Genomic DNA, 17,335 nt, shown 5'->3' on the forward strand with positions numbered 1-17,335 from the left:
CATCCAGTACCGCAGCAACCTAATCGACGGCTGCCTAGCCGAGACCGGCCTGACCATCAGATCTGCGTAACGACACCACGAGTTAAACCTCAGTAGCTACGCGTTGTCCCGTAAATGATCTACGACGTGTTCGCTGACCTGCTCGTTCCTTCGTCACCCGGCGAGGGCGAGGTTGTGCAGGCGGGCGATGCCGAGCATGGCGTGGTGAACGCCGTCGCCTTTGAGGCGGCAGTCGCGGAGGATCTTCCAGGTCTTCATCCGGGCGAAGGCGTGCTCAACGCGGGCACGGACCTTGCGGTGCGAGGTGTTGTGTTCCTCTTTCCAGGCGGGGAGTTCAGCTTGGCCGGGTTCGCGACGGTGCGGGATGACCAGACCAGTACCCCGGTAGCCGCCGTCCGCGATGACCGTGGTCCTGCCGACGGCGGCCTTCGCACCGGACAGCTCCCATGCCCTGCAGTCGTTTCGGTTGCCGGGCAAAGGATGGCCGACTGCGACGACCAGCCGGGTGTCCGCGTCGATGACGACCTGGTGGTTGGTGGAGTACCGGTAGTTCTTCGACTGCTCGGCGACACTGTGGTCGCGGGTCGGGACCAGGGGGCCGTCCACGATCAGCACGGTGTCCTTGTGGAACCGCTTGCGTTGCTGGAGGGCGAGCGATGGCCCGAGGTGGTCGATGATGCGGTCGGCCGCGGACTTCGACACCCCGAACAGCGGCGCCAGTTGGCGCAGGGTCGGGTTGGTCCGCCAGTACGCGGCGACCAGCAGCACGCGGTCCTCCGGCGGCAGACTCCACGGCCGGCCTTTGCGCACCGGATCTGCACCCTCGCGCCGGAGCGCGGTGACCAGCCTGCCGAACCGGCGCGGGCTCAACCCGCTGAACGGGACTGTCCAAGAGGGCTGCGACGCCGTGATCACACCAGAATCGTCTCACCCCTGACCAGCAGTTACGGGACAGGTCTTGCTGCTTCGAAGGGGAGTTCGTCAGCCCGCGGCAAGGGCTCTGCTGAAGGGGCGTTCCGATAGGGATCGTCGTATCTTTGAAGAGAGCGATGCCCGGGCAGCCACGCACAACGCCTGGGCACTCCCGCCCCGGCAACGTCACTGGCTGCCCCGGCGGATCGGATTTCGGCTAGTGCCAGGGAAGCTCAACTGACACAACCTCCTGATCTCCCCGACCCAGGGCGCTGGCTACGACCCCCTCGCCGAGCTTCGGCAGACGGCGAGCTGCCCAAACCGCCTCCCGTACGGGCGGCTTCGTACGCGCAGGTCATGTCGGACACCTCGGGGGTGCCGATGAGCACCCTGGTCGGCGATCTCAACGAGGGCCGGATGCGCCTGATGCGGGGCAAGATCGCTGAGGTGGAGGGCGCGTCCCCGGCTACGTCCTCACGGCGGGCTCGGCAAAGCTGCCGGAAGAGATCAGAAGCAGGCTCTCACTGCACAGGAACCGCGTCGGCCGGATTTGCCACCCGAGCGTCACTCACCATCCGACGCGCAGGCTCGAACAGCAGACGGAGGATCCGCCATGGCACTGGACGAACGCATCGCACTGACCCTCTACGACAGCATCTTCCAGGTGATCAGCGGCTCGGACCCGGAAGTGGGATTGCCGTCGGCCTTCGACAGCGCCACCACCGCCTTCGTAATGGCACAGCGCGGCATGGTGCTCAACGCCGCCGACTACCGTAACCCCTGGACCCCGGGCAACACCGAGGGCAGTAAGCCCGCAGCTGCCAACACCGCGTCGGTAGTGGACGATATCCCGGGCCCCGGGCCGGTCTACGCGCCCATCGGCGGCACGGTCTCGGACGTCTACCGCAAGATCATCAAGGGCGTACAGGCCCACGAGCCGCCCCCATCTCCAGAGCTGGAAACCAAACGCCAGGCACTGAAGAAGATGCTTCTGGAGGACGGCAAGGACGACGAGGGCCGTCCGACCGAGAAGCCCACGGCGCTCGCCGACGCCGAGCAAAAGGCGTTCAACAACTACCAGGACACCTACACCGCCTACGTGGGCGCGTGGGCCGCGGCCCAGAAGGACCCGGCGCTCAAGTCGATGTGGCCGATCGTGGGCGCGCAGGCCCTGCAAAAGCCGAAGCGGGCGTTCGCCGACTGGGGCGCCGCGGGCCGGGACCAGGTCGAGTCCGCCAAGGCCCAGCTGGCGACTCTCAACGAGGGCCAGGTGGCGCGCGCCTTCGCCGACGCGCAGTTCCGGCTGAACGCGTTCGAGCTCGTCAATGAGGCCTCAGCCGAGACGTTCCTCCGGACTAGCATCACGCCCTCGGACTGGGCCAGCGCCGACGCGTCGAGCTGGCCGAGCTACCACTTCAACGAGTCGACGTTCGCCAGCGAGTTCACCACTGAGGCGACATCGTGGGGCGGCGGGGCCAATGTGCAGGTAGGCCTGTGGAGCTTCGGCGGTGGTGTGCAGCACTCCGACAGCCGCCAGGCGATGTCGCAGGACACCACGAACATCGGCGTCAGCTTCAAGTGGCGGGTCTGCCCCGTCCAGCGCAAGTGGATGGACGCCTCCCTCTTCCGGCTGCCCAGGTGGAGCCTGGGCTCGCTCGGCGGACCCGGCATCATCTCCGGCGGTCTGATGCCGCTGATCCCTATCGCGCTGGTGATCGTCCGTGACGTGGAGATCACCGCAGCCTGGAGCCATCAGGACTCCGAGAAGATCGCTGAGGCGACCAGCGGCTCGGCCAGTGTCGGCTGGGGTCCGTTCGCGGTGTCGGGCAACTACAGCCACAGCTCGACAAGCGACAAGTTCTCGGCGAAGGCGTCAGACAAGGGGTTCAAGGTGCCCGACATCCAGGTGCTGGGATTCGTGTGCCTGCGCGTCCCGCCGTGCCCACCAATGTGACGACGCGGCCCGGATCGGGGAGTCGGTAAGGGGTGAATGCGGTGACAGGGACGACAGCACGGACGGCGGCCGGAGGTCAGCTCTTCGCGCAACTGGCGGATCTGCTCGCGCCGCAGGGCGTCGGCGATGCCTCGGCGCTGGTGATCCTCGAACCGTCGGGCAAGGACGTGGCGGATGGCGGCGCGGGGACCCCGGCCGCCGCCGAGGCGCTGGCGGACCTCGCCAACACCGTTCCCGCAGCAGCCGCGACCTTCTTCGACACCGGCGGAACGTACGACGACCTGTGGGACTTCGTCCTGCGCAGCGCCAGGCCGACCGGCCCGGGCGGTGATGCGGCGCGGGTCACGCTGGCGCACCTGGTCAACGACAACAGGGCCGACTTCGAGCTGATGGCCCGCGCCCGGCTGGGCTCCGCCGGCGATCTCTACCACCCTGTGCTCGCCGAACCCGCCGACTGGCTCAGCGAGGACGGCTGGACCAGCGCGTCGTTCCGGGTTGGCGGCGACGACCCCGACCCGACGCCTGCTCCGGCCCCCGGCGTCCAGGTCCCCCATGAGTTTCCGGGTCTGGAATGGCGGCTGATAGCCGCCCGCGAGGACGTACAGCCGCAGCGGCTCTGGCAGGAGCCGGAGCTGGCAGCGGCCGACCGGATCCAGATGGAGGCGTTCGACAGCCCGGACCGCGTCGTGGACGTCACGGCGAAAGTGGCCCCGGCGGCGACCGATACGCCATCAGGCGTCGAGCTGTCGTTCCAGTACCGCGTCATCGGGCTGCAGCGCCCGTGGCTGCGCGCGCACCTGTGCCGGCTTGGAGGCTGGGCGATTCCCGGTCTGCCGGCCGGCGGGCTGTCCAACGGAATGTCGGAGGGCAATCCGGGGATCCTGCCGGTGCTCACCACGCGCATGCTTGTCGTGCGCAACCTGGTGGTGAAGGCGCACTGGAACGACGCTGACCGCGCCCGCGCCGCGAGCGCCGAGACCATCGCGCTCGGCCCGTTCACGCTCGCCGGCGCAGCCAACGGCGACGGCTCCGAGCTGACGCGCCCGGCACCGCAGATTGTGGCATGGCTTGCGGCAGTGCTGCCCGTCTGCCCGCCGCCGGGCGAGGTGAAAGACGCGGACGCGCCTGCGAGCCTGGGCAGGGTGGTATCGCGCGGGCCGCTGACCGTCCGTAGCGACCACACCATCAAGGCCGCCACGGTCGGCAGTCTCAACGCGGGCCAGACAGTGGCCCTTGTGTGCAAGGCGCAGGGCGATGCCGTCGGCGGCAACACCGTCTGGTACCGGCTGGGCCAGGACCCGCAGGGCTGGGCCACCGCGCGCTACATCAAGAATCTGGGCCCCGTCCCGCCGTGCCCCGCCCCATGATGGCGGCTAGTACTCCAGTCGTGCTTCTTCATTTGTCCTGGTCACAGGGTCTTCTTGGAGTCCAGTGGGCTGGCGCTCCATCAGGTGGGCGGAGGTTAGTGACTCACCCGATCGGGGCGCGTTGATCCAGTTATATCGAAGTAGGGCTGTGGGAAGCCGAGTTGCAGTCGTTGCTGCAGCGGGTGGGCGAGCGGTTCGCCCGGGTCGAGCCGAGGCGTCGGATACGACCCGCAGCCCGAGGTGAGGGGCGCCAGTGCAACTGCCACCAGGGCAACCGCTTTTCGGCCCACGAGGGCCTGCCTCCCGTCAGGGAGTGATCAAGGAATATCGCAAACCGCGATTACATACAGTCCGCAGTCCGCAGTCCAAGAGGGTTGCTCCCATACCGGACAGGAATTTCGCGGGCACCCGGATAACGGGCGGATTGAGTGCTCCCTCAGGAAAACGCGGGGCGAGGCGACCGCACCACCGGCAGCCCGGGAAACGGGTTGAACGCGCCGAGAGGGGCGTGTTACCACTGCCGGGGTCGCGTACGGCGATCACGACGTACGGGGAGGCTGCCAAAGATGGTGCTCGGAAAACTGGTGAAACTGCGGGCCATGGGACCGCCGGACGCCGAGGCCCTGTGGCGGTGGAACCACGACCCGGAGGTCATGCGCTGGATGAGCGACGGCTACCCCCAGCAGCCCGAACTGACGCGGAAGTGGCTGGAGGAGCGGCCCCGTAACGCGTACGGCGACCTGATCCTCGGTATCGAGGTGCTGGAGAGCGGGCAGCTCATCGGTCTGGTCCGGCTGCGCGACACCGAGCCGGAGACCGGCAGCGCCGAGCTCGACATCTACCTCGGCGAGAAGGAGTCCTGGGGTCAGGGATACGCCACCGACGCGCTGCGGACGGTCTGCCGGTACGGCTTCGACAAGATGCGGCTGCACAGGATCGCCCTGACCGTGGTCACCGAGAACCACGCGGCCCACCACGCCTACCGCAAGGTCGGTTTCGTCGAGGAGGGCAGGCTGCGCCAGAGCTTCCGGCGCGACGGCCGCTGGTACGACGAGTTCACGATGGCGATGCTGGAGGGCGAGCTCCGTCTGGAGTCCTCGTCGGTGTGATCGCGGCCGGTGGGTGGTGGCCGGGGTGACATCGTCGCCATGAACGGTCCGCTGCCGAGGGGGTCTCGTACGGCCGTTGTCGCCCGGGACGCCGGAAGGGCGACAACGGAGTTCCGCACGCCGAGCGACCCGGAGCGGGGGCGACCGGGCTCCGCCGCGGCAGCGCTGCCGGCGCCCCGGTCGCCCCTGCTCCGAGGTGAACACGGCGTCCGTCGCCGCGACACATCGGCCTGCCGCACCGCCCGGCCGCCTGGCCCGAGGCCGGCGCCCCCGCCCGGCTCAGCGCGCCGGGCGGTAGGTCGCGATGATCACCCCGCTGCTGGTCGGCCGGGCGCTCACCAGCTCCAGCTTCTTCAGCGCGGCATCGTCGGCGAACAGCTTCCTGCGGCCCTCGCCCGCCACCACCGGGTGGATCAGCAGCACCAGCTCGTCCAGCAGATCCTGGTCCAGCAGCGAGCGGACCAGCGTCGGACTGCCCGCGACGGTGATGTCCTTTCCCTCGCCAGCCTTGAGCTCGGTGATCGCGGCGACCGGATCGCCCTTGATCAGCGTGCTGTTCGCCCAGGTCTCGACGCTGTCCAGCGTCGAGGAGACGACGTACTTGGGCGATTCGTTGATCCACTTCGCGAATCCGGCGTCCTCACCGCTGGTCACCGTCGGCCAGTATCCGGCCCACTCGGTGAACGTCACCCGGCCCAGCAGGATCGTGTCGGCCGTCTCCAGGGTGTCGGACAGCGCCGCACCCATCTCCTCGTCGAACGCGAACTGCCACTGGTCCGGCGACTGCACGACACCGTCGAGTGAGACGAACAGACCCGAGACAACCTTGCGCATGATTCCTCCATGATGAGTCCGGAGTCCTGCGCCGGGCCCCGAACGCGCTCCGGCCGGGGCGGGCCGACCCCGGTCGGCTACGTCGTGAACACTAGGCCGGTGCAAGGGTCAGGTCTTGTACAGAAGCGACAGCTGCCCCGCCGTGTCCGCGTCGCTCAGCTGAGTGGCGGTCCGCCCGATGTACCGCCTCAGAGCCCGGGCCAGGTGCGGCTGGTCGAAGTACCCCGAGCGGTGCACGATCTCCTGCGCCGGCACCCCTTCCTGGATCAGCACCGCGGCCTGGCGGGCCCGGTGAATCTGCCGGATGGCGCCCTGGGTCAAGCCGGTCGCCGCGACGAAACGCCGCTGCAGGGTGCGTGCGGAAACATCCGGGCAGGCGCCGTCGAGCACAGCGGGCACGACCGGGTCCAGGTCCACGATGCCCTCGCGCACCATCCGCAGGACGAATGCCTCGGCGTTGTCGTAGCCGGGAACGTGCCAGGAGGACCCCTTCAGCCACAGCGAACGACGCGTCACATCGGGAATCGCCGCGCCACCGCCCACCAGCAGGCTGACCGGGATGTGCGGCATCGACGTACCCAGCGCGAAACTGATGCCGAAGAACTCGGCGTCCTCGGGGACCGGGGCCCGGGATGCCATCGGCTCCGGGCCCAGCACAGCCGCCCGCACCTGCCCGTTGTGCTCCCAGACCACCAGCTCCCAGTGCGACGTGGCGACCGACATCATCTGTCCGACGTCATCGCTGCGACTGCGCCACACCCGTTCGATGTACGGCAGCTCCGACGGCCGGCTCTCCATCACCAGACCCAACGCGGTCCCCCTTCCCGAGCCCCAGCCTGCCACGGAGCGTCAGTGTGACACCCCGCCCGCACCCTCGTGTTCAAGCCGGACCTCCCGGCCTCGTAAGCCTCGTCACCGGCCGTCGCCGGTGGGCGCAGCGGCCCGGTCCCAGGCCGCGTCGCGGAGCAGGCGCAGGCCGTTGAGGCCGACGACGACCGTTGAGCCCTCGTGGCCGAGTACGCCGAGGGGCAGGGGCAGGTGGCCGGCCAGGTCCCAAGTGACCAGGCCGGAGATGAACACTCCGGCGATCACCAGGTTCTGGACCACCAGGCGGCGTGCGGCGCGGGACAGGGCCATGACCGCCGGGACGGTGGTCAGTTCGTCGCGGACGATGACGGCGTCGGCCGTCTCCAGGGCCAGGTCGGAGCCGGCGCGCCCCATGGCGATGCCGGTGTGCGCGGCGGCCAGGGCCGGGGCGTCGTTGACGCCGTCGCCGATGACGAGCACCTTGCGTCCGGCCGCCTCCTGTTCCCGTACGGCGGCGACCTTGTCCTGCGGCAGCAGACCCGCGCGGATGTCGGTGATGCCGACGTCGGCGCCGAGCCGGGCCGCGGCGCGCGGGTTGTCTCCGGTCAGCAGCATCGGTGTACGACCGGTCAGGGCGGCCAGGGCCGTGACGGTCGCCGCCGCGTCCGGGCGGAGCCGGTCGGCGACGGCCAGGAGGCCGACCGGGATTCCGTCGCGCTGGACGAGGACGGCGGTGCGCCCGCCGTTCTCCAGCTCGGCCGTCAGCGCGGCGGCGGCGTGGGCCGGGGCGGTGTCCGGGGCGGTACGCAGGAGGCGGGCCGGTGAGCCGACCGCGACGGTGCGGCCCTGGACGGTGCCCGTCACCCCCGTTCCGGGGGCCGAGGTGAAGTCCTCGACGGCGGGCACGCGCAGGCGGCGCTCACGGGCGGCGTCGACGACGGCACGCGCCAGGGGGTGTTCGCTGGGGTGCTCGGCGGCGGCGGCGAGGGCGAGCAGGCCGTCCTCGTCCAGGCCGCTGCCGTCCAGCGGGCGGATCGCGGTGACGCGCGGGGTGCCTTCGGTCAGGGTGCCGGTCTTGTCGAGGGCGACCGCGTCGACCTGCCCCAGGCGCTCCATGACGACGGCGGATTTCACGAGCACACCGTGGCGTCCCGCGGTGGCGATCGCGGACAGCAAGGGCGGCATCGTGGCCAGCACCACCGCACACGGCGAGGCGACGATCATGAAGGTCATTGCCCGCAGCAGAGAGCTCGTCAGGTCGGCGCCGAAGGCCATCGGAACGAGGAAGACAGCGAGGGTGGCGGCCACCATGCCGAGCGAGTAACGCTGTTCGACCTTCTCGATGAACAGCTGGGTGGGCGCCTTCGTCTCGGACGCTTCGGCCACCATGGCCACGATCCGGGCGATCACGGAGTCGGAGGCGTCCCGTCCGACGGTGACGCGCAGGGCGCCGGTGTCGTTGAGGGTGCCGGCGAATACCTCGTCCCCGGCCTCCTTCGCGACCGGCAGGGGCTCGCCGGTGATGGTTGCCTGGTCGACCTCGCCGGCACCCTCCACCACCCGGCCGTCGGCGCCGACGCGCTCGCCGGGGCGGATCAGGATCGTGTCGCCGACCCGGAGGTCCTCGGTGGCGACCGTCTCCTCACCGCCCCCCTGGGTCAGCCGGGTGGCGGTGGCCGGGGCGAGGTCGAGCAGACCGCGCACCGCGTCCTGCGTACGGGCGGTGGCCAGCGCCTCCAGGGCGCCGGACGTCGCGAAGATGACGATCAGGAGGGCACCGTCCATCACCTGGCCGATCGACGCGGCCCCGATCGCGGCGACGATCATCAGCAGGTCGACGTCGAGGGTCTTGTCCCGCAGGGCGCGCAGCCCCTCCCAGGCCGGCTCCCAGCCGCCGGTGACGTAGGCGAGTGCGTACAGCGGTCCCCACGCCCAGGCGGGGGCACCGGTCAGCTGCAGGGGAAGCGCGGCCAGGAACAGGACCAGGGCGGCACCGGCCCAGCGTGCCTCCGTCAGCGCGAGGACCCGTGTGCGGCGGCGCGGCGGTGTCGCGGACCCGGCCGGCGCCGCCCGTTCCGGACGCTGAAGCAGGACAGAAGGCATGACAAATCAACCCTTCACGGGCAGGCGACTGGCGACGAGCCCACCATACAGGAACACCTGAACAGGTCTTCATGTGTTATCAGTAGGATGGGCTCCATGGGTCACGGAGCCGACGGCACGAACACCGCCACCACACGCGAACGCCTGGACGCCGTGGGGACCGCCGATGTCGCCGCGACCCTCCAGGCGCTGGCCACCCCGTCCCGGCTGCGCATCCTCGCCCGTCTCCAGGAAGGCCCCTGCGCGGTCGGCGATCTGGCACAGGCGGTCGGCATGGAGCCCTCCGCCTGCTCCCATCAGCTGCGACTGCTGCGCAACCTCGGCCTGGTGACGGGCGAACGCCGGGGCCGTTCGATCGTCTACGCCCTGTACGACCACCATGTCGCCGAGCTCCTCGACCAGGCCCTCTTCCACGTCGAGCATCTCCGCCTCGGCCTGCAGGACGCGCCCGTGGCAGTGGAAGCGGACTGACCCCCTTCCGCCCGAACCCGGGGCCGAACGCTCTTCCGAATGCCTTCGGCACAGCCCTTTCGCATATGCGGAGTCGAGTAACTCGATACGCTTCGGCCCTCATCAGCACCAATGAGGGGGGAACCTCACGTGCGTAAGCACCTCGTCGTCGCCACTGCGATATCCACCGGCATTCTGGCCACGCTCGCCGTCGCCCCGGCGCAGGCGACCGAGTACAACTCGGCCCTGAAGATCCGGGCGGCCCAGTACGACGCGCCCGGGCGCGACTCCAACAGCTGTTCCTCGGGCAACACCCGCGCGGAATACCTGACGCTCAAGAACTACTCGTCCCGGACGACCGTCAACCTCAAGGGTTACGCCGTCAAGGACACGGCCGGCAACAAGTTCGTGTTCACCGCCAACCACTACCTCCAGCCCGGTGACTCCATCAAGCTGCGCGGCGGCAACGGCACCGACTCCGACGCCAGCAACGTCGTCTACCGCGACAACTGCAACTTCATGTGGAACAACGACAAGGACACGATCTACCTCTACAAGCCCTCCGGCAGCCGCTCGGACGTACACGCGTACTCCAAGTCGGCGAACGACCGCGACGGCAACGGGTACATCTCCTTCCACAGCTGACATGAGGGCCGGTTCGCGCCGTGTGTCCGCGCGAACCGGCCCGGCGGCCCGTCAGACGGTGACCACCCGCCGGAGCGACAGATCCCGCGAAGACCGTCCCGCGTGGACGGTGTACCGGCCGGGTACCAGGCTCCACCCGCCACCGCTCCAGACCGACAGATCCCGGGCGGGCACGACGAAGGTCAGCCGCGTCGCCCCCCGGGCCTCCAGCCGCACCTTGCGGAAGCCGATCAGCCGGCGGGGGTCCGCCGCGGCCGCTGCGGGCAGACCGGCGTACAGCTGGACGACCTCCACTCCACGACGGCTCCCGGTGTTGGTGACGCCCACCGAGACGGTCAGCTCCTTCGCCGCCGCGTCGTACGCGGCCTCCAGCGACCCAAGGGCGAAGGACGTGTAGGAGAGCCCGTGCCCGAAGGGGTGGAGAGGCGTCTGCCCCCTGGCGTCGTAGAAGCGGTAGCCGATGGCGGTGCCCTCGGCGAAACTCACCTCACCGCCCACACCGGGGTACGTCGCCGGCGTGGCACCCGGCCCCTGCGCGGGGTCCGCGGGGAAGGTGACGGGCAGCCGGCCCGCCGGGTCCGCGTCGCCGTACAGGACCTCGGCCAGCGCGGTGCCCATGCCCGCTCCCCCGTACCACGCCTGGACGACGGCTTCGACGTCGTCCAGCCACGGCATGGCCACCGGCCCGTCGGTGTTGAGGACGACGACGGTCCGGGGACTGACGGCGGCCACGGCCTTGATCAGCTGATCCTGGTCCCCGGGCAGGGCGAGCCCCGCGTGGTCCATCTCTTCGCCCGCCATACGGTTGACGAAGATCACCGCGGCATCGCTGTTACGGGCCGCTTCGACGGCCGCGGGCACGAGCGACTCCGGCTGCCAGCCCAGCGTGAGGCCGCATGTACCGCTGTCCGCAGCGCTGTTGGTGTACTCGACGCTGATGTCGACCGGCCGTCCGGCGATGAGCTCGATGGTCCCCTGGAGCGGATAGTCGTACGGGCCGAGGAAGAACCGGCGCATGCGCCGGGTACCGGAGACGACCGTGGTGCCGTTGACGACGAGCTTCGCCCTGCCCGAGATCAGGAGCGAGAAGCGGTGCAGGCCGGTCGCGGTGGGCGTGAGGGTGCCTGTCCACCTCGCGTTCCAGACGGCGGGCAGGCCGGACACCGGAGCGCTCGTGAAGTCGAGTGACCGGCTGACGCCCGTGGCGACGGGTGTGCCGCCGGGGGTCGGCCCCGCGTAGTAGGTGCCGGCCAGGCCGGTGGCTCCCGCTCCGTGGCTGAGCACGCTCCCGGGGATTGGGGCGAGGGGGACGTCACCCAGGCTTCCCTGGGCATGGCCGACCGTGACCGACGAACCGGCCCGTGCCCGCAGGGCGGCGAGGGGGGTGGTCCACGCGCCCGGGTCGACGTAGGTGGAGCCGGAGGCTCCGGTCAGGGCGTCCGCCCCGGCGGGACCGATGACGGCGAGTGACCGGATTGCGCCGCCGAGTGGGAGAGCACCGCTCCGATTGGTGAGCAGCACCGTCGAGTTGACGGCGAGTTCATGGGCGAGCTGCTGGTGTGCGGGAGTGCTGACGTGCGGCGAAGGGGCGGGGAGCGGGTTGTCGAGCAGTCCGCTCGCGACCATGCTCGTGAGGATGCGCCGGGCGGCGTCGTCCAGGCGAGCGGCGGGGACGCTGCCGTCGGTCAGACCGCCGACGGGGATCTTCACCCCGCCGGGTCCGAGACCGGCGAGGTCCATCCCCGCGCGGGCGGCGGCGAGGGGATCGTCCCCGGCCCAGAAGTCGGGGACGGTGTACCCACGCAGTCCCAGAGTGCCCTTCAGGTCGTTGAACAGGGCCGGGCTCTGGGTGGCGTACGTGCCGTTGACCTTGGGGTACGCCATCATGACCGAGGTGTCGGGCACCGCGGCGATCACCCGGCGGAAGGGCTCCTGGTAGATCTCGTGCAGGGCCCGGCCGGACACCGAGACATCGGCGAAGAAGCGGTCGGCCTCCTGCGTGTAGGCCGCGAAGTGCTTGACCGTGGCGACGACGTGCCGCTCGTGCATGGCCCGGGTGATCCGGGCGCCGAGCACGCCGGCCAGCAGCGGGTCCTCGCCCATGGCCTCCGCCTGACGGCCGAAGTGCCAGGTCCGGGTGAGGTCGACCGTCGGCCCGAGCAGGTTGTTGTAACCCTTGCCCCGCCCTTCGACTGCCAGTGCCTGGCCGAGCCGTCCGGCGAGGTCGGGGTCGAAGGTGGCGGCCTGGGCGACGGGCACGGGGAACGCCGTGACCCCCGTCTCTCCGCGCAGACCGGCCGAGGCGTCGACCATGGTGAGCGCCGGGATGCCCAGGGAGGCGAGGGAGGCGAAGTCGCAGCGGACGAGTGCTTCCTTCTGCGCCGGGGTCATGGCGGCGAGCAGGTCGCCGACCCGGTCGGTGACGGCTCGGGTGTGCGCCCTGCGGTCTCGGGCGAGGGCCGGCGCCGGTCCGGCTGCCAGCGCGGTGAGGACGGCGGCGGATATGAACGTGCGGCGATTCATGGCGGCTCCATTCGAATCGGGCAGTGCATGGCATCGAGGTGGGGCGGGGTGCAGGGCCGCGTCAGGACGGCCCTGCACCGGTCTCGGGTCCCGCGCGGCCCTCCGGCGAACCGCGCGGGAGAATCAGGAGGGGCGGGCCGTCAGGCCGCATCCCGCTCGTCGGCTCCCGCGGCGAACGCGTGCTCCCCGGGGCCTACCGACAGCGGCGCCCGGCCGGGGAGTTCGACGGAGCCGTGGCATCCGCTCGGCACCGTCACCCGCGCCGTCATCGTGTCGCCCTCCAGCCGCCAGGACAGCGCGGCCGTCCCGTACGGCGTCTCGTGGCGGGTGTCGGCCCAGGTGATGCCGCCACCGGGGCGTGGCCGGTAGGTGAGGGTCCGGTAGCCGGGTGCGGTGGGCGTGATGCCGCCGACCGTGCGGTGCAGCCAGTCGGCGACGGCGCCGAGCGCGTAGTGGTTGAACGAGGTCATGCCGCCCGGGTTCAACGTGCCGTCGGGGCGCAGGCTGTCCCAGCGTTCCCAGATCGTGGTGGCCCCCTGCGTGACGGTGTACAGCCACGACGGGCACTCGGTCTGTGTCAGCAGGCGGTACGCGACGTCGAGGTGGCCCGTCTCGGTCAGGGCGTCGCAGATGAGTGGTGTCCCGACGAACCCGGTGGCGATGCGTGCGCCGTTCTCGACGACGAGCTCGGCCAGCCGGTCGCCCGCGAGCCGGCACAGGTCCGGAGTGTTCAGCAGGCCGAAGGCGATGGCCAGGCAGTAGGCGGTCGGGCTGTCACTGGTCAGCCGTCCGTCGCCCAGGACGTAACGGCCCCGGAAGGCTGCGGCGATCTCCTCGGCGAGAGCGCCGTAGTGGTGCGCGGCGGCCGTGTCGCCGAGTTCCCGCGCCGACCAGGACAGGTGCCGTGCGGAGTGGGCGAAGTAGGCGGTGGCGACGAGGTAGCGGTCGGTGCGGCCGTCGCCGGGGTCCTCCGGCGGGGCGGCCGGGTCGAGCCAGTCGCCGAGCTGGAAGCCGGTGTCCCACAGCCGGCCCGGTCCCGCGAGCCGTTCGACCTGGTCGACCCAGGCCCGCCCGGTACGGAAGTGGCGGCGCAGCAGTTCCAGGTCGCCGGTACGCCGGTAGAGCACCCACGGGGTGAGCGCGGCGACGTCGCCCCAGGCCGCGCCGGGCTGGACGGGTGTCCAGACGGGGCCGCCGGGGATGACCGGGACGTACCAGGGGATGGTGCCGTCGGGCAGTTGCTCGATGCCGACGTCGGTGAGCCAGGAGTCGAGCATGCCCGCGCAGTCGTAGAGGAACGCGGCGGTGGGGGCGAAGACCTGGAGGTCGCCGGTCCAGCCGAGCCGTTCGTCGCGGGCTGGGCAGTCGGTGGGGATGTCGACGAAGTTGCCGCGCATGCTCCAGACGACGTTCTCGTGGAGCCGGTTGATCAGCGGGTCGCTGCACTCGAACCAGCCGGTGCGGCGCATGTCGGTGTGGTGGACCAGGGCGGTGACGGCATCGGCGGGCAGGGTGTCGCCGGGCCAGCCGGTGATCTCGGCGTAGCGGAAGCCGTGCAGTGTGAAGCGCGGCTGCCAGGTGCGGGGTCCGTCGCCGGACAGGATGTAGGTGTCGGTGGCGTGGGCCTCGCGCAGTGGCCGGGTGGCCAGTTCGCCGTGGTCGAGGACCTCGGCGTGGCGCAGGGTGACGGCGGTCCCGGCGGGGCCGTCCACGGTGATCCGCAGCCGGCCGACGAGGTTCTGGCCGAAGTCGAGCAGGAAGCGGCCGTCCTCGCGCCGGGTGACGGAGACCGGGCCGGCCCCCTGGGTGCAGCGCACCGGTGGCCCGTGCGGTGCCACGAGGGTACGGGGGTCGCGGACGCCGACCGTGACGGGCGACCAGCCCGTCTCCGCCGGCCGGCCGGGCGTCGACCAGCGGGGGTCGTCGAGACGGGCGTCGAAGACCTCGCCCTCGTACAGCCCGCTGGTGAGGATCGGGCCGGGTGCCGCCTGCCAGTCGGCGTCGGTGGCCACGACCGTGGTGCTGCCGTCGTCGTGGGTGACTTCGAGCTGGGCGATGAGGGACTGGTCGGTGCCGTAGATGTTGCGGGTGCCGCCGTCGAAGCCGATGCGTCCCCGGTACCAGCCGTCACCCAGCCAGGCGCCGACGGTGTTGGGTCCCTGTACGAGGTGACCGGTCACGTCGTACGTGACATAACGCAGCCGCTCCCCGTACACGGTCCAGCCGGGCGACAGCGCGTCGTCGCCGACGCGGGTGCCGTTGATCTCGGCCTCGTACAGTCCGTGCGCGGTGACGTGGAGGCGGGCGTGGGCGATGGGCCGGCCGAGGGTGAAGTCCCTGCGTACGCGGGCCGGTCTGCGGTCGGTGGCGGGGTCCTCGGGCCAGGAGGCGCCCACCGGGACGGCGGTCCAGTCGGAGGGTTCGAGCAGGCCCGCCTCGACCGTGCGCGGTTCGCTCCACGGCGAGGGCTCCCCAGGCCCGGTCCAGACGCGGACCCTGACCGTGACCCGTTCGCGGGAGGTGAGGGGTGGGCCGGGCCAGGGCACCAGGACCTGGTCGGGTCCGTCGACGCGCCCGGTGCGGTGGCGGCGGCCGGCGCGGCCCAGTTCGAGTTCGTACCCGAGCTGGGTGCGCGTACCGGCCGGCAGGGTCCAGGTCAGCCGGGGTGCGGCGACGCCCGTACCGAGTCCGTCGGGGTGGTGCTCGAAGGACACCGGGGCAGGCTGAAGGGACATGCGGAGGAAGACCTTCCGTGAAGTGGGTGACGCGGGGCCGGTGGGGGCGAGGAGGCGGCCGTCCTCAGCCCTTGACGGCGCCTCCGGCGAGGCCCTTCATGACCTTCTGGTTGAGGAAGAGGTAGATCAGGAGCGTGCCGAACACGTTGATGCAGATCGCGGCGAAGAGCGGCCCGTACTGCGTGGCCCCGAAGTCACCGGTGAAGTTGAGCAGCCCGACCTGGATGGTGCGCAGGTCCTGGTTGTTGGTGAAGGTCAGCGCGATGAGCAGGTCGTTCCAGATGAAGAAGAACTGCACCAGGCCGACCGTGAGAACGGCGTTGCGGACCATCGGCACGCTGATGGACCAGAAGGCGCGCAGGATGCCGGCGCCGTCGATGGTGGCGGCCTCGAACAGCTCGCGCGGAACCGTCCGGTAGTACGTGGCCATCATGAACACCGTCAGCGGCAGACCAGTGCCGGTGTACGTGAGGATCAACGGCCACAGCGTGCCGGAGAGTCCGGCCTGGAAGTACACCGTGAACAGCGGCAGCAGGATCATCTGCGAGGGCACCATCATGCCGGTGAGGAACAGCAGGAGGGTGAAGCTGCGCCCCTTCCACACCATGATCTGGAGGGCGAATCCGGCGGCCGTGCCCAGGAGCAGGATGAGGGCCAGGGACGGTACGACCGCCAGGAGGCTGTTCTTGAGGTACAGACCGATGTGGCCGGTGGTCCAGGCCGCGGTGTAGTTGCCCCACTCCCAGGTGGCCGGCAGGCTCCAGGTGGAGTTGTTCAGGTAGTCGTCGTTGCTCTTGAGCGACGTGAGGAACATCCACAGCAGCGGGTAGATCTCGACGACGAGCAGCAGGGTGACGACGGCCTTCACCCAGAGGCGGCGCGGCCTGCGGAGGGGCCCGCGGCGGCGCGGTGCGGCGGACGCGGGGCGTGGGCGGCCGCGCCGGGCCCGTGACGTGATCGGGGTGTCGACTGCCATGGCTTCAGCCCTTCGTGAGATCGCGCCGCGAGAGGCGGAAGACGACCAGCGTCACCAGCAGGGAGACCACCGTGAGCAGCAGCGCGATGGTGGAGCCGTAGCCGTAGTCGCTGTACGTGAACGACGTCTGGAACATGTAGAGGGTGAGGGGCGTCGTCCCGTTGCCCGGGCCCCCGTTGGTCAGGGCGACGATGGAGTCGAAGACCTTCAGCGTGCCGTTGATGCTGAAGATCAGCGAGGACATGAGGACGGGGAGGGACAGCGGCAGGACGATGTGCCGTACGAGCCGAAGCCCCGAAGCCCCGTCCAGGCGCGCCGATTCGAGGACTTCCTCGGGGATGTCGACGAGCCCGGCGAAGAGCAGGACGGCGTAGAAGCCCATGGAGCGCCATACGTCCATGAGGACCAGCACCCAGAACGACTGGCCCGCACTGCCGAACCAGTCGATGGATTCCAGACCGGCCATGTTCAGCAGGGAGTTGACCGGTCCCGTCTGCGGGGCGACCTGGAAGAGCTTCTGGAAGAGCAGCCCGACCGCGACGGTGGGCAGGACGACCGGGAAGAACGCCAGCGTGCGGATGAGGGCCGAGGCGCGCTGGAGGAAGAAGACGTACAGCAGGGCGAGCAGATAGCCGGCCAGGACCTGGCCCGTGGTGACGACGGCGGCGTACTTGAGGGTGAAGCCGAGAGCCTGGCGGACGGCCGGATCGGTGAACAGGTGCTGGAAGTTGTCCAGTCCGTTCCCGGTGAAGCCGTCGATGGTGTTGCCCCTGGTGAAGGCGTACCCCAATGACCACACCATCGGGACCAGCATGATGAGGGTGTGGACGAGCAGGGCGGGACCGATCAGGATCGCGATGGCCCTGCGGTCACCGAGTACACGGTGCATGGGTGGTGTCCACTTCGTCGTAGGGCGCGGA

At 70.3% G+C, this 17,335-nt stretch carries 13 protein-coding genes; 5 read left to right on the forward strand and 8 right to left on the reverse strand.

The window, feature by feature from the left end:
* Positions 1-153: 153 nt before the first annotated feature.
* Positions 154-915: a transposase gene (locus ACFWSK_RS07550; RefSeq protein WP_383782938.1), complete on the reverse strand. Its 762-nt coding sequence runs from the start codon at positions 913-915 to the stop codon at positions 154-156.
* 610 nt (positions 916-1,525) lie between these two features.
* Here ACFWSK_RS07550 and ACFWSK_RS07555 point away from each other — a divergent pair.
* From ACFWSK_RS07555 to ACFWSK_RS07565, 3 genes are all read left to right on the forward strand, one after another.
* On the forward strand, positions 1,526-2,866 hold the full coding sequence (locus tag ACFWSK_RS07555) for a hypothetical protein (RefSeq protein WP_383782939.1): 1,341 nt from the start codon (positions 1,526-1,528) through the stop codon (positions 2,864-2,866).
* 41 nt (positions 2,867-2,907) lie between these two features.
* Positions 2,908-4,233 carry a hypothetical protein gene (locus tag ACFWSK_RS07560; RefSeq protein ID WP_383782940.1) on the forward strand — a complete coding sequence of 442 codons (1,326 nt, stop codon included), beginning with the start codon at positions 2,908-2,910 and terminating at the stop codon, positions 4,231-4,233.
* Positions 4,234-4,799: 566 nt separating this feature from the next.
* A complete protein-coding gene (locus ACFWSK_RS07565; protein WP_383782941.1) occupies positions 4,800-5,342 on the forward strand; it encodes a GNAT family N-acetyltransferase in 543 nt (180 codons plus the stop codon).
* A gap of 279 nt (positions 5,343-5,621) precedes the next feature.
* Here the strand turns inward: ACFWSK_RS07565 and ACFWSK_RS07570 are convergent, their stop codons facing one another.
* The 3 genes from ACFWSK_RS07570 to ACFWSK_RS07580 form a co-directional block, all read right to left on the reverse strand.
* Positions 5,622-6,176 (reverse strand): dihydrofolate reductase family protein, encoded by a 555-nt coding sequence (locus ACFWSK_RS07570; RefSeq protein WP_383782942.1) that lies wholly within the window; start codon positions 6,174-6,176, stop codon positions 5,622-5,624.
* Positions 6,177-6,284: 108 nt separating this feature from the next.
* Positions 6,285-6,974 (reverse strand): helix-turn-helix domain-containing protein, encoded by a 690-nt coding sequence (locus ACFWSK_RS07575; protein ID WP_383782943.1) that lies wholly within the window; start codon positions 6,972-6,974, stop codon positions 6,285-6,287.
* Between the two features lie 114 nt (positions 6,975-7,088).
* Positions 7,089-9,086 (reverse strand): heavy metal translocating P-type ATPase, encoded by a 1,998-nt coding sequence (locus ACFWSK_RS07580; protein WP_383782944.1) that lies wholly within the window; start codon positions 9,084-9,086, stop codon positions 7,089-7,091.
* 96 nt (positions 9,087-9,182) lie between these two features.
* On the opposite strand from ACFWSK_RS07580, the gene ACFWSK_RS07585 reads away from it, so the two are divergent.
* The gene (locus ACFWSK_RS07585; protein WP_383782945.1) at positions 9,183-9,557 is read left to right on the forward strand and encodes an ArsR/SmtB family transcription factor; all 375 of its coding nucleotides are present in this window, start codon (positions 9,183-9,185) and stop codon (positions 9,555-9,557) included.
* A 111-nt stretch (positions 9,558-9,668) separates the two neighbouring features.
* Positions 9,669-10,181 (forward strand): lamin tail domain-containing protein, encoded by a 513-nt coding sequence (locus tag ACFWSK_RS07590; protein ID WP_383782946.1) that lies wholly within the window; start codon positions 9,669-9,671, stop codon positions 10,179-10,181.
* A gap of 51 nt (positions 10,182-10,232) precedes the next feature.
* Here the strand turns inward: ACFWSK_RS07590 and ACFWSK_RS07595 are convergent, their stop codons facing one another.
* The 4 genes from ACFWSK_RS07595 to ACFWSK_RS07610 all read right to left on the reverse strand — a co-directional run bounded on the left by ACFWSK_RS07595 (position 10,233) and on the right by ACFWSK_RS07610 (position 17,304).
* Positions 10,233-12,704, reverse strand: a complete 2,472-nt coding sequence (locus tag ACFWSK_RS07595; protein ID WP_383782947.1) for a glycoside hydrolase family 3 protein — start codon at positions 12,702-12,704, stop codon at positions 10,233-10,235.
* 140 nt (positions 12,705-12,844) lie between these two features.
* Entirely contained in the window at positions 12,845-15,439 is a 2,595-nt protein-coding gene (locus tag ACFWSK_RS07600) for a family 78 glycoside hydrolase catalytic domain (protein ID WP_383782948.1), read from the reverse strand.
* 64 nt (positions 15,440-15,503) lie between these two features.
* Positions 15,504-16,415, reverse strand: coding sequence for a carbohydrate ABC transporter permease (locus ACFWSK_RS07605; RefSeq protein WP_383782949.1), 912 nt, complete (start codon positions 16,413-16,415; stop codon positions 15,504-15,506).
* Positions 16,416-16,419: 4 nt separating this feature from the next.
* The gene (locus ACFWSK_RS07610) at positions 16,420-17,304 is read right to left on the reverse strand and encodes a carbohydrate ABC transporter permease (protein ID WP_383782950.1); all 885 of its coding nucleotides are present in this window, start codon (positions 17,302-17,304) and stop codon (positions 16,420-16,422) included.
* Positions 17,305-17,335: the final 31 nt, after the last annotated feature.

Origin of the sequence: Streptomyces sp. NPDC058620 (assembly GCF_042717135.1) — a bacterium.
In the GTDB taxonomy this organism is placed as follows: Bacteria; Actinomycetota; Actinomycetes; order Streptomycetales; family Streptomycetaceae; genus Streptomyces.